The organism is Vibrio marisflavi CECT 7928 (genome assembly GCF_921294215.1).
GTDB lineage: Bacteria > Pseudomonadota > Gammaproteobacteria > Enterobacterales > Vibrionaceae > Vibrio > Vibrio marisflavi.
The window spans coordinates 1,832,467-1,855,324 of the sequence record NZ_CAKLDM010000002.1; the positions used below are offsets into that span (position 1 = coordinate 1,832,467).

Sequence of the window (22,858 nt, forward strand, 5' to 3'; positions counted from 1 at the left end):
GTCTACGCTACACTCTTGAGGCAGCAGCGTACTGCTTGAGTAAATCTGGTACATCTAAAATCAAAGCTATGTGCCCATCACTCGTGATGGTAGCTCCGGCCATACCAGGCGTACCTTGCAATAAGTTATCTAAAGGTTTAATAACCACTTCTTCCTGACCAATTAACGTATCTACGACAAAGCCCACTCGCTGGCTCCCAAGCTGCACAATCACAACATGCCCGTGGCCTTTTCTGGCTTCAACTAGTCCAGCTTGTGGCGCTAACCAGTTTTGTAGGTAGAAAAGTGGTATCGATTTTTCTCTAACAATGATGGTAAGTTGTCCATCAACCACATTGGTTCTGCTTAGATCTAGGTGGAATATTTCATTCACACTGGCAAGTGGAAGTGCAAACGGATTCCCGGCAACTCCAACCATAAGAGTCGGTAAAATCGCTAATGTCAGAGGAACCTTGATGGTAATTTTGGTTCCTTTACCCATTTCAGAATCAATATCTATTGAACCATTTAGTGTGTTAATCGCAGTTTTCACTACGTCCATTCCCACACCACGCCCAGATATATCCGATATTTGTTCTTTACTTGAAAAGCCCGGCATGAATATCAAATTAAAGCACTCTTTGTCGGTTAACCTAGAGGCCGCATCTTCATCCATTACACCACGTTTCACGGCAATACCGCGCAGCTTGTCTGGATCCATACCTCCGCCGTCATCAACGATAGACAGCTCTATGTGATCCCCCTCTTGTGCAGCGGATAAGATGACCTTACCACCTCGAGGTTTACCTGCTGCTACACGGTCTGCAGGCATTTCAATACCATGGTCGACTGAATTTCTAACCAAGTGAATCAACGGATCGGCAAGAGCCTCAACAAGGTTTTTATCAAGGTCGGTATCCTCACCTCGCATCTCCAAGTTAATCTCTTTGTTCAAACTCCTAGCAAGATCTCGGACAACCCTAGGGAAGCGACCAAATACCTTTTTAATTGGCTGCATGCGAGTTTTCATCACAGCACCTTGCAGGTCAGCGGTAACTACATCTAAGTTCGATACGGCTTTAGACATTTCTTCATCGTTACTATTAAGACCTAGGCTAAGCAATCTGTTCCGAACAAGAACCAACTCTCCAACCATATTCATTATGATATCGAGCGTAGAAGTATCGACACGAACGGTTGCTTCTGCTTGTGGCTTTTTAGCTTGAGCTGCAGGTGGAGCAGCATCTGCTTTCGCAGGCGGTTTCGCACTTTCTTTTGCTGGCGCCTTCGCGGGTGCTTTTGCCGCGACGGGTTTCGCGTCTGCTTTCGGTTTCGCAGCAGGCTTAGATTTTTTAGCCGGTGCTTCAGCTGGTTTACTCGCTGCATCTGCTGCAGCTTGAGCCTGTTCTTCTAGAGAAGGGCCTTTTCCTGAACCATGTAAATCATCAAGTAATTGCTCAAATTCATCATCTGTCATCAAGCCGTCATCGGCTTTAGGTGCTGCTGACTTTTTATCTGCAGCTGCTGGTTTTTCTGCTGCAGGTGCACTCGCCTTTGGTGGTGGAGGTGGAGCTTCAGCACCGTCAGCTGAAGGCCCTTTTCCTGAGCCATGGAGTTCATCAAGAAGCTTCTCAAATTCATCATCTGTGATATCACTATCTGGATCAGGAGCGGCTGCAGGTGATGGAGGTGGCGTAGCAGCAGGAGCACTAGCTGCTTCTTCTTTTCCTGGTGCTGCGCCTTGACCATGTAATTCATCTAGCAATTGTTCAAATTCATCTTGCGTGATCTCATCAATTGAATTCGGATCGACATTTGATTCTGGTGCACTTTGCTGTGGTGGTTCTGGCTCGGGTTGCTCAGCTACGGGTTCAGGCGTTTCTTCTACTTCTTCAGCTTCAGCAACTTCTGTTACTTCAGCCTCTGCCTCGTCTTCTGACTCAGGTTTACATAAACGGTGTAACTCTTCTAACAATGCAGGGTCTGCTGGTGTTAACTCTTCTCGCTCTTGCACTGCTTGGAACTGTTCATTAACAGTATCAAGCGCTTGCAGCATGGTATCCATCAAACCAGCCGTCACCGACCTTTGCCCATTGCGAAGAATATCAAACACGTTCTCAGCACCATGGCAAGTATCAACTAGCTCAGTTAAAGCCAAAAACCCTGCACCACCTTTAACGGTGTGAAATCCACGGAAGATAGCGTTAAGAAGATCTTTGTCTTCTGGGTTATTTTCTAGTTCAACTAATTGCTCGGATAACAGCTCAAGAATTTCACCCGCCTCAACTAAAAAGTCCTGAAGAATGTCTTCGTCTAAATCGTAGCTCATACACTTCCCCTAAAAACCAAGACTCGACAGCAAGTCATCGACTTCGTCTTGTGATGAAACCGCATCGGCTCTTTCGTGAGGATTTAGAATAGGTCCCTCTGCTTCAGTAGAAGCTTTATTCTTCCCTGCCGATTCTTCTAGTTGGCTCGCTCCAAATACTGTGAGTATTTCAACTAATCGTCCTTCCACTTCATTAACCAAAGTAATCACTCGGCTTATTATCTGCCCAGTCAAATCTTGGAAGTCTTGAGCCATCAGAATTTCTGTTAGTTGCCCCCTTAATTCGGAGCTATCACCTTCAACCTGCCCTAATAGGCCATCTATCCGGTGACATAAAGCCTTAAATTCCGCTAATTCGATACGCCCCTTCATTAATTCGTTCCACTGAGGACGTACTTTTAAAAGCCCTTCATGCAAGTTGTCTGCAATGGGCATACAGCGGTCAACAGCATCCATAGTCTTGTTCGCTGCGACCTCAGTTTTATCAATTACATATTGGAGGCGATCTCGAGCATCGGGAATTTCGTCGTTGGCTATTTCGTTCATTCTTTCGTCAAGGCTGAACTGTTTGAGAGATTCGTGTAAATCACGAGTCAACGTCCCTATCTCTTGAAGCATCGGACTGGAAACTTTACTTTCGTAAATCTCCGTGACGAGCGAGTCCGCTTCCTGCTGCTTTTCGCTTTCTAACAGCTCAACTAGCTGTTTTGCCTGTTCTAATGAAATCATCCTTAATTGGCCTTTCCGCGCGTATTAAATTAATTCGGTCAACAAGTCGGACTATAAGCGCTCAAAAATCTTATCTAATTTCTCTTTGAGCGTAGCCGCTGTAAATGGCTTAACAATATAACCATTTACACCTGCTTGAGCGGCCTCGATAATCTGCTCGCGCTTGGCTTCTGCAGTAATCATTAACACAGGTAAGTGTTTCAGCTCGTCATCTGCTCGAATATTTTTAAGCAAATCGATTCCCTGCATACCTGGCATATTCCAGTCTGTGACAACAAAATCGAATTCACCCTTTTTAAGCATTGGCAATGCCGTCAACCCATCGTCAGCTTCTGAGGTGTTATTAAACCCCAAATCACGAAGTAGGTTTTTCACAATACGGCGCATTGTTGAAAAGTCATCAACAATAAGGATCTTCATGTTTTTATTCAAAATTGCCTCCACTGAGTTTGATATCAGTGTTTTTAGTCATGTTCAGTCCAAGCACTTAACTTCGTGCGTAGACGCTGCATTGATTGGCTTAGTATCTGGCTAACACGAGACTCGCTAACTCCGATTACCTCGCCAATTTCCTTTAAGTTTAACTCTTCATCGTAATAAAGTGAAAGAACCAAAGCTTCACGCTCAGGTAGTGTTTTTATCGCCTCTATCAAAGAGGTACGAAAAGATTCGTCTGCAACCCCTTTAAAAGGAGAACTATCCTCTTCGTCATCTGCTGGCGAAATGGCATCATCAGAAACGCCGAGATCTTCGATGCCAACAAGCCTAGAGCAATTGATATCTGTTAGAGCACTATGATACTGCTCTAAAGACATCTCCAAGTGTGCAGCAACCTCAGCATCAGTTGGGTCTCTATTCAGCTCTCCTTCAAGTATAGAGATTGCTTGACTTATTTCCCGATTGTTTTTGTGAACTGATCGAGGAACCCAGTCACCACGTCGGATATCATCAAGCATAGCACCTCTTATTCGAATACCTGCATAGGTATCAAAACTGGCACCTTTTGTGCTGTCATAGTTCTTTTGCGCTTCAAGCAGGCCAATCATGCCTGCTTGAATGAGATCGTCAACTTGTACACTTGGTGGTAACCGTCCAAGTAAGTGGTGCGCTATCCGCCGAACCAATACCGAGTATTTCTCTAGAAATGCTCGTTGGTTTCCTTGTTTTGCATATTGGTCATAAGTCAGCGCTTTATTCACCAAAAGGTTCCTCTAAGGTCTCAGTCCTATTAAGTAAGCGTTCTACAAAGAACTCGAGATGTCCACTCGGTGTTTTCGGAATAGGCCACGTTAAAGCCTTATTAGCCAACGATCCGATCGCTAGGGAAGCGGGAGAACGAGGGAAAGCATCTACGACATTTTTTTGTTTTTTAACAGCTTGTCGAACTTTATCATCCAACGGAATACATGCTACGAGTTCTAAGCTTACATTCAAGAATCGCTCTGTGACTAAAGTCAACTTTGCAAACAATTCCCTACCTTCACGATAGCTCCTGACCATATTTGCTACAATTTTAAATCTCTGAACTTGATGGTCTTTACTCAATAATTTGATCAAAGCATATGCATCTGTGATCGAGGTCGGTTCATCACAAACCACGACAACCACATCTTGAGCTGCTCTTGAAAAGCTCACAACCATGTCTGAAATTCCGGCCGCAGTATCAATGAGTAAAACATCCATTTCGTCTTCAAGGCTACCAAATGCGCGGATCAGGCCGGCGTGTTGTGCATGACTGAGCTCCGTCATTGATTGAGTACCAGATGTCGCCGGGATAATTTTTATACCAAACGGACCCTCAACAATTGCATCGCTGAGTTCACATTCACCCTCGAGCACGTGCCCTAAATTCTTTTTGGGTCTAATTCCTAGCATGACATCGATATTGGCAAGCCCCAAGTCAGCGTCGAGCACCATGACTTTCTTGCCTTGTTTAGCCATGCAAATGGCCAAACCCAAAGTTACATTTGATTTTCCAACACCACCTTTGCCCCCAGTAACAGAGATTACCTTGGTAAGAGATGGTTGAGTTAAACGGCGTAAACCGCTTGCTTGGTCATGTATCATATTGTTTGTCATAATTTTTGCCGGTTAGAACCCTTCCACTTCACTGTTCCAATAATGAGGTTCGTTTTCTGTCGACTTTTCTAGCAATTCATTTGCTTTAGCCACCATATATTTGGGCTGAGCAATCACAATATCTTCAGGCACCCGTTGCCCATTCGCAATGTACGCTACTGGTAATGCATTTTGCACTACAACGCTTAGAAACTCCCCTAAGCTTAGAGATTCATCTAACTTGGTCATAATGCACCCTGACAAAGGAATTCTTCTAAAGTGCTCGATTGTTTCTTGCAGCACTTTTCTTTGTGCGGTTGCTGGCAATACTAAGTAACTATGTATCACTTCTCCGCTCTCTTGCATCAAAGTATCAAGCTGCTCAGACAAGCGCACATCTCTTTGCCCCATCCCTGCTGTATCAACCAAAACTAGGCGGCGATTTCGCAACTGATAAATTACATCGGCTAACTCTTTGGAATCTTTAGCGACTTTTACAGGGCACCCCATAATTCTGCCATAGATGGATAGCTGCTCATGAGCGCCAATACGATAGGTATCCGTTGTCACCAATGCCACATTATCTGCGCCATACTCCATGGCTGCACGAGCTGCTAATTTAGCAATGGTAGTCGTTTTTCCGACACCTGTAGGCCCTAACAGCGCTACAACTCCACCATGTTTTAAGATGTCTTTCTTAGCAATAGGGATTTGGTCAGAGACTAAACCTAGTAGCGCTTTCCATGCTTTAGGGGGAGGTGTATCTTCAGGAATATAGCAAGCCAACTGATCGGATAAATCAAGAGATAGGCCCATCCGTTCTAGACGTTTGATCAACATAGCACGAAGAGGTTCTCGCCGTTCGACTTCTTGCCACATTAGTCCCGATACTTGATGCTCAAGTAGGCGACGAATTGAAGTCATCTCCTCACGCATCTCTTCTAATTCATCATTGCTGACTTCGGGTTCTTGTTTCTGAGAGCGATCGTATCGAGTTGGATCTAGCTTGGGTGTGTAAGGTCGATCAGCGCTACTTCTGTCTTCTGCAATGAGTCGAGCAAGCGGGGAATCTTCATTTATCTTCATACCACTTGGATCAGAAGCTCTGGCATTAGCTTGCCTTTCCATTAAAGCAGACAACGAATCCTGCTCATCCATACTTCTTTCATTATCCGAAGCTTGGCCATTTTGAGAGTACTGGTTGAGCATGGAAGCAAAGCGCTTGGTCATAGAGGGAGAAGATTTAGACTTTCCTTGCAAGCTTACACGGTCACCTTCAAGCTGACGTGCTGACGATTTAGAAGCATTTGAGTATTGACTATGAGTCGCTGGCGCTTGTTTGGGTCGATTAGCAGTATTGGATGGTTGCTTTTTGCCAGAGGCTGCTGCTTTGCTAGCGACTTGCTCACCATCTATTGCCGCGACGACTTCAACACCACCCGCAACTTTTTTATTTGACATAATCACCGCGTCAGCCCCTAACTCCTCTTTAACTTGGAGTAGAACTGTTCGCGTGTCCTTGGCAAAAAAGCGTTTGATTTTCAAAATAAATATCCATTTCTACATTGCTCGATAGGAGAGTCTAGCTAATTACAAACTAGTTACCCACCGCCTGCACTATCCGTATCTGCTTCTCATCAGGTATTTCTTGGTAGGATAGTACTCGCAGAGAAGGAATCGTATTCTTCACGAACTTAGCTAGTGTCGAACGTAGTACACCTGATGTTAGCAATACCGCTGGTTCACCTTTCAGTTCTTGCTCTTGAGTCGCTTGACTCAAAGAGGCTTGCAACCTTTCAGCAAGTCCGGGTTCAATTCCAGCCGATTCTCCTCCTGCCGCTTGCATAGTCTGATGCAATATTTGTTCCAGCTCAGGAATAAGTGTAATCACTGGCAACTCTGGCTCTATACCATTGATTTCTTGAACAATTAATCGCTTCAAAGAGATTCGAGCTGCCGCTGTTAATATGTCGGGTTCTTGACTTTTGCTCGCATACTCCGACAAAGTTTGAATTATGGTACGAATATCACGAATTGGAATGGCTTCGTTGAGCAAGTTCTGCAGCACTTTAACCACAACACCCAATGACAGCTGGTCTGGAACAAAGTTTTCAATCAGTTTAGGTGCGCTTCGGCCGAGCATTTCCAACAGGTTCTGAACTTCTTCATGACCAAGAAGCTGTGATGCATTGTTGGTCAACAGCTGGCTTAAGTGTGTTGCTAACACCGTTGATGAATCAACGACGGTGTAGCCTAACGCTTGGGCGTGTTCTCGTTGCTCTTCTCTAATCCAAACAGCCTCCAACCCAAATGCTGGGTCAACTGTCTGCTCGCCCTCAATCATCCCGTAGACCTGCCCCGGGTTTATCGCTAGCTCTTGATCTGGGCGTATTTCTGCCTCACCAACCGCTACACCCATTAAAGTAATCCGATAACTATTAGGGGTCAGCTCCAAGTTATCGCGAATATGCACTGCCGGTATGAGGAAGCCAAAGTCTTGTGAAAGCTTTTTCCTCACCCCTTTGACGCGCTCAAGCAGCTCTCCGCCTTGGTCCCTATCTACAAGCGGTATTAAGCGATAGCCAACTTCCAAGCCAATAATGTCTACGGGTTGCACGTCATCCCAAGAAAGCTCTTTCTGTGGCGCCGCCTCAGCTTCTGCAGCAACAGGAGTACTTGGCTCCTCTTCTGCTTTTTTCTGTTTTCGAATCAACCAATAAGATATGCCACCAGCAATCAACGCTAGTAATAAAAAGGCGAAGTGTGGCATACCAGGAACTAAACCAAGTACACCTAATATACAAGCGGTTATGATAAGTGCTTTTGGGTTGTCAAACATTTGGAAGACAACCTGTTGTCCCATATCTTCATCTGTGTTTTGACGTGTCACCATTATGGCAGCACCAATCGATAGAAGTAGTGATGGGATCTGCGCAACCAAGCCGTCACCAATAGTAAGTAACGTGTAGATACGTACGGCTTCACCAAAACTTAAATCGTATTGCAGCATACCAATAGAAAGGCCGCCAATGATGTTAATAAACAGGATCAATATCCCTGCAATCGCATCTCCTTTGACAAATTTCGAAGCACCATCCATTGAACCATAGAAGTCAGCTTCTTTGGTTACTTCAAAGCGCCTAGTTCTCGCTTGCTCTTGATCGATAAGTCCAGCGTTAAGGTCTGCGTCAATTGCCATTTGTTTGCCGGGTAAGGCATCCAAAGTAAACCTAGCGCTAACTTCTGAGATACGCCCCGCACCTTTGGTTACAACCATGAAGTTAATGATCATTAAGATAAGGAATACGACTAAACCAACTGCATAGTTACCGCCGATAACGACACTACCAAACGACTCAATAACTTTACCCGCCGCGCCCGGCCCTTCGTGACCATATAATAAAACCACACGGGTTGATGCTACGTTCAAAGCAAGACGCAATAGTGTGGAGATAAGCAATACTGTTGGGAAAGCTGCAAAATCTAGTGGGCGTCTCGTATAGACCGTGACTAAAAGAATGACCATTGCCAAAGCAATGTTGAATGAGAAAAATAAGTCGAGAAGAATTGCTGGGATTGGTAAAACCACCATTGCCAACGTTGCTAGAACCATGATCGGAGCACCGATCGCAGGCATTGCTCGTTGAGGAATTGGTGGCAGCTTGTCTGCAAATGGCAAGGAGAATTTCATAAGCGAGTTTGTATTAAATTATCCAAACTTTTAATAAGTTAGCTTACGAATGCAATTATCAGTCCACTAAACACGTCAAATAAATGGCTATGCGTAAACAAACCACAGATACGTGTTTAGTTTATTTTTGCACAGCCAAAATCTTAGTTGCTTTTAATTTCCCAAAGTTATCGATGGATATGCCAAAGTAACTCACCCTTCCGTGTTTCAGGGTTAAATTCTATACAAGCTAGGCCAGACGTAGTAAACATTGGAGGAGCAATTGTAGGAACAAACTCTGATGTTAAAAAGCCTACCAACGGAAGGTGTGAAACCAACAACACAGTATCGAACTTGTTCACCTCACACAGTGCCGAAACATATTCAAAAACATCGCTCGATTCACCGTAAGGAGTAATATCTTCACAGGTGCTTTGTTTGGCGCACTGCAAGAGTGGCGAGATGGCTTGCCATGTTTGTTGTGCTCTTAAGTATGGGCTAACAAGTGCGAGATCAATATCGTTGAACCCTTTTTTAACCCCAGCTTCCGCAACCGAAATTGAATCACTCCTACCTCTTTCAGTCAACGCACGCTCTGCGTCTGTAGGAGCTAGGTTCTCGGCTTCACCATGACGCATGATATAAATTTTCATTTTGCAATCCTAAATACTTACGCTCGATTCACCTGCAATTGAACCTTTCGTATAGGTTTGAATCCTCATATAGCACAATTATATCAATTGATCTTGCTAATAGGGCGGAGTTTAATAACAATCTAATAAGGTCAGAGAACCACAAAAGCTCAACAGGCTCTAACACTAATTTTAATAATGTAAGTAAAATCCAACTTATCTACCAATTCTACACCGATTATTTGCAGTGGAATACTTCACCGTCATACTTATAAAAGAATTTCTTCGGAGATAAATTGTGCGCATAAGCCCCAATGACAATAATAACTATCGATACATAACTTTAGACAATGATCTAAGGGTGCTACTCGTCTCCGACAATACTGCGCAAAAATCTTCTGCAGCATTAACTGTCAACGTCGGCCACTTTGATGATCCTAAAGACCGCGAAGGCCTAGCACACTTCGTAGAGCATATGTTATTTCTTGGTACGGATAAATACCCCGAATCAGGTGAATTCCAGTCTTACATCAGTCAGCAAGGTGGAACAAACAATGCGTGGACAGGTACAGAGCACTCTAGCTTTTTCTTTGATGTATCGACCAACGCTTTCGAAAAGAGCCTCGATAGATTCAGCCGTTTCTTCATTGCTCCGCTATTTAATCCAGATTCGCTAGAGAAAGAGCGTAAAGCGATTGAATCGGAATACAAACTAAAAGTAAATGAAGATTCACGTCGCCTTTACCAAGTGCAAAAAGAGACAATTAATCAGGCACACCCTTACGCAAAATTTTCAGTCGGTAACATGGAAACTCTAAACGACAGAAATAATCTCTCTATTCGTGAAGAAATTACCGATTTTTACGCAAAGCACTATTCCGCAGATCTGATGACCTTATCCATGGTCGGCAATCATTCTCTCGACGAAATGCAGGTTTGGGCAGAAGCGAAATTTAGCGCCATTCGCAATCTAAACCTAAGCGAAAAAGTAGTCGATATCCCGTACGTAACCCCTGAAAATACAGGTATTTTAGTCTACGTTGAGCCAATTAAAGAAATTCGTAAGCTTATTCTAACTTTTCCGTTAGACAACCAACCAGATAGCTATCGTACTAAGCCGCTGTCTTATTTCGCCCATTTGGTTGGCTATGAGGGGACAGGGAGTTTAATGGCGGCTTTAAAAGAACGTGGCTGGGTAATGTCACTGTCTGCTGGCGGAGGCGTTAGTGGTAGCAACTACCGTGAGTTTACGGTTAGCTGCACTCTAGAGCCTAGAGGCCTTAATCATATCAATGATATTGCTCAAGCAGTATTCGACTATATCCAGATGATTCTGAATGATGGGATGGATTCGTGGCGCTATGAAGAGAAAAAGGCCGTTTTGGAATCTGCTTTTCGCTACCAAGAAGCTTTTCGCCCTATTGAGCTAGCTAGCCATCTCTCCGTTAACATGCAGCACTACGATGAAGAAAACCTGCTTTACGGTGACTATATGATGGAGGAATATCAACCTCACCATTTGGCGGAGTTAGCAAAATTCTTCAATCCGGATAATCTACGCATTACTGTAGTCGCCAAAGGCAAGCACTACGATCAGGAAGCGAAATGGTACTTTACGCCCTACTCAGTGGAGAAGCTATCTGAAGAGACCAAGAATTTTTTCATTCAGCCCAGTTACTTAAACTTTTCCTTGCCAGACAAAAACCCTTTTATCTCATACAACTTTGAGCCAAAAGATCTTGTTAGCAGCAAACCTTGTCCAGAAATTATCGAAGATCAAGCAGGCTTTCGCCTATGGCATTTGCAAGATGACAAATTTAGAGTGCCAAAAGGAGTGATTTACGTCGCTATTGACAGCCCTGTCGCAGTTGCGAACCCTAGAAATATAGTAAAAACACGCTTGTGCGTAGAGATGTTCTTGGACTCATTGAGTGATGACACTTATCAAGCTGAAATTGCTGGAATGGGATACAACTTATATGCACACCAAGGTGGCGTCACTTTAACGATATCTGGTTTTGCTCAAAAACAGCCAGAGTTAATGAAACTTATCATCGCTCGCTTTGGAAAGCGTGATTTCAAAGAGAATCGATTTAACCTCATTAAGGAGCAATTGTTAAGAAGGTGGCGCAACGCTGAAAAAGACAGACCCGTTTCTCAACTATTCAACGCCATGACAGGGCTATTGCAACCCAATAACCCACCATATAAAACTTTGATTGAGCAGCTGGAAACCATTGACGTATCTGAGTTGCCAGCATTTGTTGATTACATATTAGCCGAGCTGCAAGTAGAAATGTTCGTTTTCGGTGACTGGACTTCCGACGAAGCCATTCACCTCGGCAATGAGCTCAAAAATGCGCTCAGAGTACCCAATCAAAAATATGAAGAAGCGTTTCGACCTTTGGTTATGCTAGGTAAGAACGGAACTTTTCAACATGAAGTACAGTGCAATCAAAATGATTCTTCGGTCGTCATCTACTATCAATCTGAAAACATCGATGCACACAGCGTTGCTTTATATTCCCTAGCCAATCATCTCATGTCGGCAATTTTCTTTCATGAGATAAGAACTAAGCAGCAACTTGGCTATATGGTTGGCACCGGAAATATGCCACTTAACCGCCATCCTGGGCTGGTTCTGTATGTTCAATCTCCAAATGCTGCTCCGGTCGATCTTATTCGCTCTATTGATGAGTTTTTGAACGCGTTCTATATGGTGCTACTTGAACTCAATGAATACGAGTGGCATAGCAGTAAACGGGGACTATGGAATCAAATTTCAATTCCAGATAAAACGTTAAGAAGCCGAGCACAAAGGCTTTGGGTTGCGATAGGCAATAAAGATATGGCCTTCAATCATCGTGACAAGGTACTGGAAGAATTGAAAGGCCTCAGCAGAAGTGACATGATCCGATTTGTCGTCAATGAGCTAAAGCCAAGAACCGCGAACAGGCTTGTTCTTCACACCCAAGGCAAAGCTCATGCTGACGCTGAAAAACTCGATATCGGTAAAGAAATAGATTCGATAAAAGAGTTCCAATTAAGGTCAAAAGATTACGATTTAGGCTAAAGATTCCGATTCAATGATCTTTTTCAAAGGGTGAGGGTGTAGCTTGATACAAATATTATCCCACTTAAACGCGACAGTTGGGTTGTTTAGCCGCTCGCCTTCCCCTTTTGGACTGGACAGTTTTGTCTTAACACCCAGCTGCTCTAGCTCAGTAAAGTGGCTGGCAAACATTGGAAACTGAGACATTAGGTCTAACAAGTAGTCTTCCGCAGAATTGGCTCTAGAAGGCACTACAAACTCCACATGCTCCCACCCTTCAACTGGATGTTTTTTATTTATCGCGGGAAATGGAAGCTCCAAGCAATCAATACTCCAATTCTCATACGACAGTGGCGTATCAAACTCCAGAACATATATCGGCCTACCATTAATTTGTGCTTGAGACAAAAGTGTTGTCTCCTTTAACCACTCATCTCTAGCCAGTTGCGCCAGTTTTTCGTCGTTAACTCTAAAGGCAATATGATCGGCCTGAAGCTGCTGTAAATCGATTTTTAACAGGTCAGCAAGCTGAACAATTTTTTCCATAAATTCAACGAAGTTTGATTTTAATTGCTCAGGCATAAGTTGAGCATCAGTAAGTAACGCAGGCATATTTGGCTATTCAATGTATTGATTTTCGCGCAATAGTAGCAGATAGCAAAAAATAAGTAGAAAAAATCCCTTTCAATTCCCTATAAGCTAATCAATAAAGTTGATACTATTGCCCGCAGATTATGAAAAGTCAGGGTCGAGCTTCCATATGCATCCCCTACTTCAAGCATTCTAAAGATTTCGGAGAAACATGAGTGAATATCCAAGCATTAATTAACGACAAAGTATCGCAAGCTCTAGAAGCTGCTGGAGCACCTGCTGGAACACCAGCAGCTGTTCGACAATCCGCAAAACCTCAGTTTGGTGACTACCAAGCAAATGGTGTAATGGGCGCTGCGAAGAAGCTAGGTACTAACCCTCGAGAATTTGCTCAGAAAGTTATTGATGCTTTGGACCTTGAGGGCATTGCTAGTAAAACAGAAGTAGCTGGCCCGGGGTTCATTAACATTTTCCTTGATTCTAAGTTTGTTGCAGAGCAAGCGGAAAAAGCCTTGGCCGATCCTCGCTTGAGTGTTGCAAGCGAAGCACCTCAAACTATTGTTGCAGATTATTCAGCTCCAAACGTTGCAAAAGAAATGCACGTTGGTCACTTGCGTTCAACCATTATCGGCGACGCAGTCGTTAGAACATTGGAGTTTTTAGGCCACAATGTCGTTCGAGCTAACCACATTGGCGACTGGGGAACTCAGTTTGGTATGCTGATCGCGAACCTTGAGCGTAAAGAACAATCTGACAGCGAAACTTCAATGGAGCTTTCCGACTTAGAAGCTTTCTATAGAGAATCTAAAGTTCTTTATGATGAAGATGAAGAGTTCGCAGAAAAAGCTCGTGGCTATGTTGTGAAACTGCAAAGCGGCGATGAGTTCTGCGCTGAAATGTGGAAGAAACTGGTCGAGATTACTATGGTTCAAAACCAGCGTAACTATGACCGTTTGAATGTATCTCTGTCCAACGACAATATCATGGGCGAGAGCATGTACAACGACATGTTACCTGGCATCGTAGCAGACCTAAAAGAGAAAGGTTTGGCGCAAGAAGATGACGGTGCCACCGTTGTATTCTTAGATGAGTACAAGAATAAAGATGGTGAGCCAATGGGCGTTATCATCCAAAAACGTGACGGCGGCTTCCTATACACCACAACTGACATTGCTTGCGCAAAATACCGTTGTGAACAACTAGGCGCTGACCGCGTACTTTACTTCATCGACTCTCGCCAGCATCAACACTTAATGCAAGCATGGACTATCGTTCGTAAGGCGGGATATGTTCCAGAAGAAGTATCTTTAGAGCACCACGCATTCGGCATGATGCTAGGCAAAGATGGTCGTCCATTTAAGACCCGCGCAGGCGGTACTGTTCGTTTAGCCGATTTGTTAGACGAAGCAGATGAACGCGCTAGTAAACTAATTGAATCTAAAAACCCAGACCTAAGCGCTAGTGAGAAATCACAAATTGCAAAAGCAGTAGCGACAGCTGCGGTTAAATATGCTGACCTTTCAAAACACCGTACAACTGATTACGTGTTTGATTGGGACAACATGTTGGCATTCGAAGGTAACACGGCACCATACATGCAATACGCTTATACTCGCGTTGCTTCCATCTTTGCTAAAGCTGGTGTTTCAATGGATGACGTTACTGGTGAAATGATCATCAGTGAAGAAAAAGAAAAAGCACTAGTTGCAAAACTTCTGCAGTTTGAAGAAGCCGTACAATCTGTTGCTCGCGAAGGTCAACCACACCTATTGTGTACTTACCTATTCGAACTTGCTGGCCAATTCTCTAGCTTCTACGAAGCTTGTCCAATTCTTGTCGCAGACAGTGAAGAGATTAAAAATAGCCGTCTGAAAATGGCAGCTCTAACTGCGAAGACAATTAAGCTTGGCCTATCTCTACTAGGTATTGAAACTCTAGAGCGTATGTAATCGCCCCCTAATTGCTAAAAGGCCCGAATCTATTGATTCGGGCCTTTTTTCGTTTTAAATACTTGGTACTTGCTGGGTAATACAGTGAATATTTCCACCTCCAAGTAATATTTCTCGAGCGTTGATTCCCGTCACTCTATAGCCAGGATAAAGATCATTTAATATCGCTTCCATTTCTGAATCGTATTTTGTATCAAGAAGCGGATAAATGATTTGGTCATTACTGACTAGATAATTGGCGTAAGAACCTGCTAACCTTTCGCCTGCTACCCTCTCCATTCCATCTGATATATCCACTCCCGTAGCTTCTTCGTCAGTGATGTATAAAGGCCCAGGCATTGGGATTTTGTGCACTTTAATTCGACGCCCTTTTGCATCAGTTTGCGTCTCCAGTGCGTCCAATGCACTCCTTGAAATTTGATACTGCGGATCGCTTGGATCTTCACACCAAGTGAGTACTACCTCACCGGGCTGAACCACATGAATGAGATTATCAACATGACCATTAGTTTCATCGTTATACAGCCCTGACGGTATCCAAACAACTTTGTCTACCGACAAGTATTCACATAGTACTTGTTCAATTTGTTCTCGGTCCATATCTGGGTTTCGGCTGGGGTGCAACAAACACTCTTCCGTTGTATACAACGTACCTTCACCATCGACGTGGATAGAGCCACCTTCAAGCACAATTGGGGCTCGATAGCTGCTATCTTGATTTATTTCACATACTTTTTTAGCAACCGCATCATCTTTATCCCAAGGGAAATACAAGCCATCCAACAAGCCACCCCACGCATTAAACTGCCAATCGACTCCTCGTCTTTCACCATCGCCATTCACCACATAGGATGGTCCTACGTCACGCATCCAAGAATCATCACTGCTCATTTCCACTAAGCGAATATGCTCTGGCAACATGGAGCGGGCATTTTCAAACTGTCCAACACTAACGACCATTGTTACTGGCGTGGTTTGCGATATCGCATTCGCAACCTCAACAAAGGTCGACTGAGCCGGCTTTGCGCCATAACGCCAGTTGTCACAACGCTCAGGCCATATCATCCAAACAGCAGATTGCGGTTCATGTTCACCAGGCATTCTAAATCCGTCTTGACGAGGTGTAGATTCGATTTGCTTGCTCATAACTCAGCTTCCTTATTCAAATTTTCAAAACGTTGTAGGGATAACTCTTCACCTCCAGCCTTACGAGCTATAGCTTGCTTGAGTAAAAACTCCCCAATAAGTACCGTTAAAATCACTCCAATTAACACCGGTCCGCTGTACACCCAACTCACTTTCCATTGCAATAGGTCTGGGAAGATAAATAGAACGACAGCTTGAACGATGACAAAGAAACAGATAATGCTTAGTAGCCACTGCACGCCCATTCCACCGCGAACTCTGAAAGGTCTAGGTGTACCTGGGTCGGTCACTCGCAGTTTTAGATACGATGGAAACATAAACAAATATGGCAATAGGAAAATACAGCTAGAGAAAGCAAACACCGACCAGAACAGTTCATCACTCGTTTGAGCAAATACTGCGTAAGCGAGAATAACAATTGTAGAGAGGATTCCCGTGATATTGTTAGCGCCGACAGGGGTATCATATTTGTCAGATAGCTTCCCTACTGCTTTTGGTAATTCACCTTCACTCGCGGCCTCAGCTGCCGCTCGGCTAGCACCCATGGTCCATGTCACCATATTGCCAATGAAAGTAAGCAAAGCCATGGTCCCAACCGCGTAAATCATGAAAGAACCAAATAAAGAATCACCAAACAACTTGCGTAGCGTGTCGATAATGCCCGCGACCAAACCAATATCGTTGACAGGAAGCGCCATTAAAATGCCCAATGTCCCAAAGATATATAGGAAAGCGGTAATCCCCATTGCTAGAAAAACAGACTTGGGAATATCTCGAACGTCCTTCATCTCTTTGGTCATAGTCGCGACGAGTTCAAATCCCATTAAGTTAAATACCAAAGCTGGAAGAAACGCCACACCGGTATCTAAACTAGGTTTCATCGCCGCAAAGGAGAATTCGTTGGCAACACCATGCTTTGCTGCGTAAACGAATCCACCCACACCAAGAACCGCAATGACAGATACTTTAAGAATTGCGCCAATATTAGTGACCCACACTCCAACATCCACCGATACATTACATATCCAGATAGTGAGCCAAGTAAGCACGATACAAATTGCGATCTGCCAAAACAAAGAAAGCTCCGGAAAAAACAACTCAGAAAACATACCAGCAAACATGATGTACACGGCGGGCATCCATAAACCAACGTTTATCCAATAAAACCAAGTAGTTCGCACTGCCCATCGATATCCAAACGCTTTTTTAACCCAATCATATATCCCACCGTCTCCTGGATACGTCGTACCTAATTCGGAAGTAATTAGAGCGTAAGGGATGACAAACACAACGAGAGTCACGACCCACCACCCAATTGCACTCACTCCGATTGAAGCTGAAGCCGTCAAGGTATCGACAACAATGACAGCACATAAACTAAACAGCGCTAGGCTGCCAACTCCCATTTTTCCACCAGAAGGTTGAGTTTCCATAATATTTCTCCGTAGTAAGCTTGCTAACAACCTAGTTAATTTCGTCAGCTAATTTTCATCAATATTAATTTCAGGACGAGTCAAATCTTGTTATTAGAATCACTTATCGACTATCTGAGATATTTTGAAAATTAATTCGTGACTACCTGCATAAATAACTAAGGGTAAAGTAGTGAGATCACGAAAATTGATTCCGATCAATCTTATCAAGCAAATATCGGCGGTATTTTATTCACTACCCAGCCCTATTGTTAAATTTGGTGAAAGCAATGAATACTAAGAAACCTATCCTTGTTGTAGCTGTTGGTGGAAACGCACTGCTGAAACGTGGAGAATTAATGAGCTATGAAAATCAAGCTAGAAATATTGATATCGCAGCAAGCGCATTAGCTAAATTGAGTAATAACTTTAGAGTCGTCATTGTTCACGGAAATGGTCCACAAGTTGGATTGTTAGCGCTACAAAATTTAGCTTATACCGATGCACCACCTTATCCAATGGATGTGCTAGGAGCGGAAACTCAAGGAATGATCGGCTATATGATTGCTCAGGGATTACGAAAATATATGCCTAATAGCAACATAACTAGTGTGCTAACACAAATCGCAGTTGATCAGGCCGACCCCGCTTTTGCAAACCCTAATAAATTCATCGGCCCGGTGTACGACGAGAGCACTGCCAAAGAGAAATCCGAAAAACATGCATGGAGCATCAAGCCAGATGGCGACTATTGGCGAAGAGTTGTTCCCTCTCCACAACCTTTGAAAATTCTCGAAATAGATACTATCCGCACATTGCTAGATGCTGATCATACTGTTATCTGCTGTGGCGGTGGTGGCTGTCCGGTATTGGAAGACTCTGAAGGTTGTAGAGGCGTCGAAGCGGTTATCGACAAAGACTTATCTGCAGCAACACTGGCGAAACAGCTGAACGCTGAGCACTTCTTAATTTTAACCGACGGTGATTATGTCTGTGTAGATTGGGGAAAGCCGAGTGAGAAACCGCTCCTCGACATTACTGTTGATGAAATATCTCAATATACATTCGCAGCTGGATCTATGGCTCCAAAAGTGGATGCATGCTGTGAGTTTGCTAAGCAAACCTCGGGAATCGGGCACATTGGATCGTTACACAAGGCGGCGCAAATAATGGAAAACAATTCCGGAACCCATATTCACATATAATGTCAGGTTTATTATGAAAAAAGAGTCGACAGAACATCGCCTTGAGCGCATTCGCAATGCCGCTATACGGCTAGCCTCTGAACGAAATATCAACACTATTTCTATCTATGATGTTGCCAAGGAAGCCGCTATTGCAGCCTCTACCGTCTATCATCACTACCCCAATATTGAGGCTTTGGTTTGCGAGTTGATGAATGACGTCTTTGATGATTTTTCCGAAGTGCTCAACTCAGCAATTGTTGAGGAGAATATTCATCATTGGTCAGATATAAACCGAATGATCGAGCAAGGTTTTGTCGACTATTACCGCCGTACTCCACTCGCTCAGCACACTTTGCTAGGCCAGCATACTTATGCATCGGTGCGGCACGCTGATGCGCAAAACGATCAGCTCTTGGGCTATAAAGTAGAACAGATTTATCGACAGTTTTTTTCCCTCCCGGAGCTGCCTAAAGACGTCAATATTTTTGCTGTCGCACTCCAAGTGGCAGATAAAGTCTATTCGATGAACTATCAAGAAAAAGGGGAAATTGCGTCTGAGATGGCTAGAGAAGCCATAGTAATAACCGAGGCATATATCGGTTCATATTTGCCAAGGCATATACCTCGATTGGAAAGTTAATATATTCGCTAGAATTAAATGCCCCTAATTTGGGGCTTTTTTTGGTCCATTAATATTTTATCAACCATTAAAATTAAATATCGAAAAACTGTCGATTACCAACCTTTAATTTATGATGACATTCATATAAACAAAGTCAAATATAGCGCTAAAACCGATTAGTGATTCTAATTTAGTTATCACCTACCAGATTGCAGGATACTAAGCACAAGCCAAGAACATCAAAGAATAAACCTCTTGTAATTAAGGATAGGAATATGAAACGTCAATCTTCTACCGCAACTGAACTAAATAAACCTCATCTACGCCATTTTTTGAAAACTCAAGATTTCAGCAAAAAAGAGCTCAGTGATATCCTTAAACTAATGTCGATGCTAAAACAAGCAAGACGAGATAACGCTGTACCTCCTCTCTTTAAAGGCAAATCAGTGGCAATGATTTTTGAACAACCATCGACTCGTACTCGCGTATCATTCGAGACAGCTGCAACCATTCTTGGCGGTCACGCACTATTTCTTTCTCCAAAAGACATTCATTTAGGCGCTAAAGAATCGTTAGAAGATACCGCTCGAGTTTTGTCTCGTATGGTAGACGTTGTGATGGCAAGAGTCGATGAGCATGACACGGTTGCTGGTCTCGCAGAATATGCAAGCGTTCCTGTTATCAACGGACTTTGCGACTGGCTACACCCAACTCAAATCATGGCGGACTTGTTCACTATGCAAGAACACCTCCCAGAGGGTAAGTCACTAAGTGATCTAACTGTCGCCTTCGTTGGTGATGCCACCAATGTTGCCTCATCACTCATGTTTGCTTGTACTAAATTTGGTATGACCTTTAAGCATATCTGCCCTGAGCGTTTCAAAGCACCACAAAAATGGGTCGATATTGCACTAGAAAATTGTGAATACTCTGGCGGCAACTTAGTTATTACCGACGACACAAGCGCTGTTGCAGGATGCGATATTGTTGTTGCAGACAGTTTCTACTGGTTTGGTCAAGAAGAAGAAAAAGACATCCGCCTATCTACCTTCATTCCAGAATATGTGGTGACTGAAGAGCTAATGGCCAAGGCAGGGCCAAACACGATGTTCATGCATTGCTTACCAGCCAACGACCAGCGCGAGTGTACCCGTGAGGTGATGGAGTCTGACAACTCACTCATTTTTGATGAAGCAGAAAACCGTCTAACTGCTCAAATGGCACTTCTGGTTTACTTTACTCATAAAGATATGCACATCCCATCTCAACAAATCATAAAAGAGCATGAATGCAAAATCGGTCAGTTCTTAGAGAGTTTGTAATTTAATATAAAATGGGAGAGGTATGCCTTTCCCATTTTTCTTTACACGATTAATAGGGATTCGGATACGCTAGACATGCACCCAATGGTTGTCCCAAACTATGTTCGAAGCAAATGCGCGCCTGCTATCAACTACATTTTCAACAACCACTTTACCGCCACCAGAACTGATGCTGAACTGATTACCAATCACCGCAGCACCGCAAGCATCAGGCAACATCGCCAGCTCAACCAACTCATGAGTTTTTACCGACCAAATGCCATAGCAATTTCCTCTAGGAGATGTCGCCAGAACGTATTGCTCATCTGCAACAATGCTACCTATATAATTGTCAAAGCGGCTCCATTCTTCTTCTGTTGCTTTAAATTCAAATACGCTTTCGCCAAAACTATGACCAGCGAGCAGAGGTAAACTGCTTTCTTGTTCCTTGCCTACATACTGCTGAGCGAATATAACTATTTCTTGAGAAGAGCTAAGGTGACGAATACTAAGTTGTTGGTTTGACAGTTGTACTGACTCGATAAGCTGCCCTGTCTGGCTTAGATATGATAGGTTGGGCTGCATGGTATCGATGTTAACAGGCTTGCGGCCAACCGTTTTGATACCACCAACCGCAACCACTAAGCTTCCGTCAGACAACACCTTTAGCTCATGTGGGCCAACACCAAAACCTGAATATTCATCAACTTTTTTATAATCGCTAGATACATCATATACACCAACGACGCCCTGACTGCTGTCACTCACTCCCTCACTGACATACAACCATTTTCCATCGGCTGAAAACGCTCCGTGACCATAAAAATATCGATTGGCAGAACTTGGTTGGTATTGGAGAATTTGACCATTGATATAATCGATAACCAAAAAGTAATTTCCTGGCCTGCGTGAAAACACTACCGCTTGCTGCTTTTGTCGACTCACCGCAATACCGTGTCCTCTGCTAGGCAGTGGGAGTTGATATATCGGAGAGCCAAACTGGTCAGCCACGACAACAGAGTACGTCTGCTGCGCTGTTTTCGCACCACCAATCAGAGCCGGTTGCTTTGCAGCTTTTTTTGCTCCTTGAGTACTTTGGCATCCCCATAATGCGGGAGCTGTGCTAATCAAAGCAGCTTTGAGTAGCACTCGACGAGAAATATCAATCGCCATCGGTCGCATTGAACCCTATAGTAATTCCCAATTTGACTGCGGCTTCATCTTGAATGAGATAACGTAGCTGCTCTAATTTATTAAACTGATTAAGAACGGACTGATACCCTTGCCGCGTTTGCAATAGCTGAAACAAACTCGGATTTTCAGGCCACAGCTCGATAATCGAAAAGAACTGTTCTGAAATACTATCAGCTAGTTGATCAGCGTCATGCTGTCGCAGGCGTTGCTCTAGTCCTGCTTTATAGAGTTTCTCCATCGCTTCGATGTTAGCTTTGATATTAATCATCGAAGTTTGCGAACGCCAAGATTCGGCAAAATAAGGCTTTGGATGGCCAATCTTAGCAATAGGAAGAGACAGCTTCTTAATCGTGTAATCAAGTTGATGGGAGAGCAAAGAAACATAAACCGTCAACCAAGCTTTATCACTGAGAACTTGCCAAGGGTTGCTTCCCCACGCCTGCTTAACTAGTTGAGTTTTAGTAACCAAATTTTGGCTAACCGCATAGCCTAATTCACAAGCTAGCTCGTCACTAGCTATTGAAGATGCACGATCGTATAGCAGCCACTCAAGTGATCCTAACCCTTGCACTGCAACACTTTGGGTAGCAATTTCTGATTGGGTCCAATCCTTATCTTGCTTGATAAGCTCACGAACCTTCCGCCCAGTGGTATTTTTTTTGTCAGGCCAAAACTGTATCTTCCAGCTTTGCTCAAGCGCTTGTTCTGGCCCTCTTTGCTGGCCCTGTAAAGCCATCCAACTTTGCATCGTCTTTTGCCAATATAATCGTGTAGCGTCCAAGTGATTGCGCGAGCTAGTATCACGGCAAAGCGTCGCAAAACTGTCTTTTAACTTCACTGAATTATCGTAGAGTTTCGTAGAAAATTGAGACTCTACAAGATACACCGCATGACTAGAGTTGTTGGCTTCAGTGAATGTCTTCCCAGATCCAACTTGGTTGGTTTGACAGCCAGACAAAATAAGCAAACTGCCAAAGCACAGCACTTTTTTTATTCTCTGCATGATT

General features: G+C 43.7%; 18 protein-coding genes. 5 read left to right on the forward strand and 13 right to left on the reverse strand.

Annotated features, from left to right (window positions below):
• Positions 1-7 precede the first annotated feature (7 nt).
• The 8 genes from L7A31_RS15155 to sixA all read right to left on the reverse strand — a co-directional run bounded on the left by L7A31_RS15155 (position 8) and on the right by sixA (position 9,418).
• The gene (locus tag L7A31_RS15155; protein WP_237362612.1) at positions 8-2,308 is read right to left on the reverse strand and encodes a chemotaxis protein CheA; all 2,301 of its coding nucleotides are present in this window, start codon (positions 2,306-2,308) and stop codon (positions 8-10) included.
• A gap of 9 nt (positions 2,309-2,317) precedes the next feature.
• The gene (locus L7A31_RS15160) at positions 2,318-3,037 is read right to left on the reverse strand and encodes a protein phosphatase CheZ (RefSeq protein ID WP_237362613.1); all 720 of its coding nucleotides are present in this window, start codon (positions 3,035-3,037) and stop codon (positions 2,318-2,320) included.
• 51 nt (positions 3,038-3,088) lie between these two features.
• The gene (gene cheY / locus L7A31_RS15165) at positions 3,089-3,457 is read right to left on the reverse strand and encodes a chemotaxis response regulator CheY (RefSeq protein WP_237363578.1); all 369 of its coding nucleotides are present in this window, start codon (positions 3,455-3,457) and stop codon (positions 3,089-3,091) included.
• Between the two features lie 44 nt (positions 3,458-3,501).
• Positions 3,502-4,236: an RNA polymerase sigma factor FliA gene (locus L7A31_RS15170; RefSeq protein ID WP_237362614.1), complete on the reverse strand. Its 735-nt coding sequence runs from the start codon at positions 4,234-4,236 to the stop codon at positions 3,502-3,504.
• On the reverse strand, positions 4,229-5,116 hold the full coding sequence (locus tag L7A31_RS15175; protein ID WP_237362615.1) for a MinD/ParA family protein: 888 nt from the start codon (positions 5,114-5,116) through the stop codon (positions 4,229-4,231). Before L7A31_RS15175 ends, L7A31_RS15170 begins: the two co-directional genes overlap by 8 nt.
• 12 nt (positions 5,117-5,128) lie before the next feature.
• A complete protein-coding gene (gene flhF / locus L7A31_RS15180) occupies positions 5,129-6,640 on the reverse strand; it encodes a flagellar biosynthesis GTPase FlhF (RefSeq protein WP_237362616.1) in 1,512 nt (503 codons plus the stop codon).
• 52 nt (positions 6,641-6,692) lie between these two features.
• The gene (gene flhA, locus L7A31_RS15185) at positions 6,693-8,786 is read right to left on the reverse strand and encodes a flagellar biosynthesis protein FlhA (RefSeq protein WP_237362617.1); all 2,094 of its coding nucleotides are present in this window, start codon (positions 8,784-8,786) and stop codon (positions 6,693-6,695) included.
• A gap of 167 nt (positions 8,787-8,953) precedes the next feature.
• Positions 8,954-9,418: a phosphohistidine phosphatase SixA gene (gene sixA, locus L7A31_RS15190; RefSeq protein ID WP_237362618.1), complete on the reverse strand. Its 465-nt coding sequence runs from the start codon at positions 9,416-9,418 to the stop codon at positions 8,954-8,956.
• Between the two features lie 277 nt (positions 9,419-9,695).
• Between sixA and L7A31_RS15195 the strand changes: the two genes are divergently transcribed.
• Positions 9,696-12,470: an insulinase family protein gene (locus tag L7A31_RS15195; protein ID WP_237362619.1), complete on the forward strand. Its 2,775-nt coding sequence runs from the start codon at positions 9,696-9,698 to the stop codon at positions 12,468-12,470.
• Here L7A31_RS15195 and L7A31_RS15200 read toward each other — a convergent pair.
• The gene (locus tag L7A31_RS15200) at positions 12,462-13,061 is read right to left on the reverse strand and encodes a VOC family protein (protein ID WP_237362620.1); all 600 of its coding nucleotides are present in this window, start codon (positions 13,059-13,061) and stop codon (positions 12,462-12,464) included. The two genes, L7A31_RS15195 and L7A31_RS15200, sit on opposite strands and share 9 nt — an antisense overlap.
• Positions 13,062-13,255: 194 nt before the next feature.
• Here L7A31_RS15200 and argS point away from each other — a divergent pair, with 194 nt between their 5' ends.
• Positions 13,256-14,989 carry an arginine--tRNA ligase gene (gene argS, locus L7A31_RS15205; RefSeq protein ID WP_237362621.1) on the forward strand — a complete coding sequence of 578 codons (1,734 nt, stop codon included), beginning with the start codon at positions 13,256-13,258 and terminating at the stop codon, positions 14,987-14,989.
• 54 nt (positions 14,990-15,043) lie between these two features.
• Here the strand turns inward: argS and aguA are convergent, their stop codons facing one another.
• Positions 15,044-16,135, reverse strand: coding sequence for an agmatine deiminase (gene aguA / locus L7A31_RS15210; protein ID WP_237362622.1), 1,092 nt, complete (start codon positions 16,133-16,135; stop codon positions 15,044-15,046).
• Entirely contained in the window at positions 16,132-17,568 is a 1,437-nt protein-coding gene (locus L7A31_RS15215) for an APC family permease (protein ID WP_237362623.1), read from the reverse strand. The genes aguA and L7A31_RS15215 overlap by 4 nt, the downstream gene beginning before the upstream one ends.
• 269 nt (positions 17,569-17,837) lie before the next feature.
• On the opposite strand from L7A31_RS15215, the gene arcC reads away from it, so the two are divergent.
• From arcC to ptcA, 3 genes are all read left to right on the forward strand, one after another.
• Positions 17,838-18,752 carry a carbamate kinase gene (gene arcC / locus L7A31_RS15220; RefSeq protein WP_237362624.1) on the forward strand — a complete coding sequence of 305 codons (915 nt, stop codon included), beginning with the start codon at positions 17,838-17,840 and terminating at the stop codon, positions 18,750-18,752.
• 13 nt (positions 18,753-18,765) lie between these two features.
• Positions 18,766-19,374, forward strand: a complete 609-nt coding sequence (locus tag L7A31_RS15225) for a TetR/AcrR family transcriptional regulator (protein ID WP_237362625.1) — start codon at positions 18,766-18,768, stop codon at positions 19,372-19,374.
• A gap of 257 nt (positions 19,375-19,631) precedes the next feature.
• Positions 19,632-20,678 (forward strand): putrescine carbamoyltransferase, encoded by a 1,047-nt coding sequence (ptcA, locus tag L7A31_RS15230; protein WP_237362626.1) that lies wholly within the window; start codon positions 19,632-19,634, stop codon positions 20,676-20,678.
• Positions 20,679-20,747: 69 nt separating this feature from the next.
• Here the strand turns inward: ptcA and L7A31_RS15235 are convergent, their stop codons facing one another.
• Positions 20,748-21,830 carry a DUF1513 domain-containing protein gene (locus tag L7A31_RS15235; protein WP_237362627.1) on the reverse strand — a complete coding sequence of 361 codons (1,083 nt, stop codon included), beginning with the start codon at positions 21,828-21,830 and terminating at the stop codon, positions 20,748-20,750.
• The gene (locus L7A31_RS15240) at positions 21,820-22,854 is read right to left on the reverse strand and encodes an imelysin family protein (RefSeq protein ID WP_237362628.1); all 1,035 of its coding nucleotides are present in this window, start codon (positions 22,852-22,854) and stop codon (positions 21,820-21,822) included. The genes L7A31_RS15235 and L7A31_RS15240 overlap by 11 nt, the downstream gene beginning before the upstream one ends.
• Between the last annotated feature and the right edge of the window lie 4 nt (positions 22,855-22,858).